Origin of the sequence: Klebsiella sp. JN_Kp127, from assembly GCF_040062505.1 — a bacterium.
GTDB lineage: Bacteria > Pseudomonadota > Gammaproteobacteria > Enterobacterales > Enterobacteriaceae > Klebsiella > Klebsiella quasipneumoniae.
Window position 1 is genome coordinate 1 of record NZ_JBEAHS010000024.1, and the last position, 1,637, is coordinate 1,637.

Sequence of the window (1,637 nt, forward strand, 5' to 3'; positions counted from 1 at the left end):
TTGGATCACCTCCTTACCTTAAAGAACCTGCCTTTGTAGTGCTCACACAGATTGTCTGATGAAAGTAGAGAAGCAAGGCGTCTTGCGATTGAGACTTCAGTGTCCCCTTCGTCTAGAGGCCCAGGACACCGCCCTTTCACGGCGGTAACAGGGGTTCGAATCCCCTAGGGGACGCCACTTGCTGGTTCGTGAGTGAAAGACGCGTGCCGATATATCCCAAAACTCATCTTCGGGTGACGTTTGAGATATTTGCTCTTTAAAAATCTGGATCAAGCTGAAAATTGAAACGACACACAGTTAATGTGTGTTCGAGTCTCTCAAATTTTCGCAATCTGAAGACATCTTCGGGTTGTGAGGTTAAGCGACTAAGCGTACACGGTGGATGCCCTGGCAGTCAGAGGCGATGAAGGACGTGCTAATCTGCGAAAAGCGTCGGTAAGGTGATATGAACCGTTACAGCCGGCGATGTCCGAATGGGGAAACCCAGTGCAATTCGTTGCACTATCGTTAACTGAATACATAGGTTAACGAGGCGAACCGGGGGAACTGAAACATCTAAGTACCCCGAGGAAAAGAAATCAACCGAGATTCCCCCAGTAGCGGCGAGCGAACGGGGAGCAGCCCAGAGTCTGAATCAGCTTGTGTGTTAGTGGAACGGTCTGGAAAGTCCGACGGTACAGGGTGATAGTCCCGTACACCAAAATGCACAGGTTGTGAACTCGAAGAGTAGGGCGGGACACGTGGTATCCTGTCTGAATATGGGGGGACCATCCTCCAAGGCTAAATACTCCTGACTGACCGATAGTGAACCAGTACCGTGAGGGAAAGGCGAAAAGAACCCCGGCGAGGGGAGTGAAAAAGAACCTGAAACCGTGTACGTACAAGCAGTGGGAGCACCTTCGGGTGTGACTGCGTACCTTTTGTATAATGGGTCAGCGACTTATATTCTGTAGCAAGGTTAACCGTATAGGGGAGCCGCAGGGAAACCGAGTCTTAACTGGGCGTTAAGTTGCAGGGTATAGACCCGAAACCCGGTGATCTAGCCATGGGCAGGTTGAAGGTTGGGTAACACTAACTGGAGGACCGAACCGACTAATGTTGAAAAATTAGCGGATGACTTGTGGCTGGGGGTGAAAGGCCAATCAAACCGGGAGATAGCTGGTTCTCCCCGAAAGCTATTTAGGTAGCGCCTCGTGAACTCATCTTCGGGGGTAGAGCACTGTTTCGGCTAGGGGGTCATCCCGACTTACCAACCCGATGCAAACTACGAATACCGAAGAATGTTATCACGGGAGACACACGGCGGGTGCTAACGTCCGTCGTGAAGAGGGAAACAACCCAGACCGCCAGCTAAGGTCCCAAAGTCATGGTTAAGTGGGAAACGATGTGGGAAGGCACAGACAGCCAGGATGTTGGCTTAGAAGCAGCCATCATTTAAAGAAAGCGTAATAGCTCACTGGTCGAGTCGGCCTGCGCGGAAGATGTAACGGGGCTAAACCATGCACCGAAGCTGCGGCAGCGACACTATGTGTTGTTGGGTAGGGGAGCGTTCTGTAAGCCTGCGAAGGTGGCCTGTGAGGGTTGCTGGAGGTATCAGAAGTGCGAATGCTGACATAAGTAACGATAAAGCGGGTGAA

The 1,637-nt window shown here is 51.4% G+C and carries 1 tRNA gene and 1 rRNA gene; both read left to right on the forward strand.

Annotation, left to right across the window (positions count from 1 at the left end):
* Positions 1-101 precede the first annotated feature (101 nt).
* Positions 102-177 (forward strand) — tRNA-Glu (locus ABLV04_RS08370).
* Positions 178-355: 178 nt separating this feature from the next.
* A 23S ribosomal RNA gene (locus tag ABLV04_RS08375) occupies positions 356-1,637 on the forward strand; the annotation flags it as partial.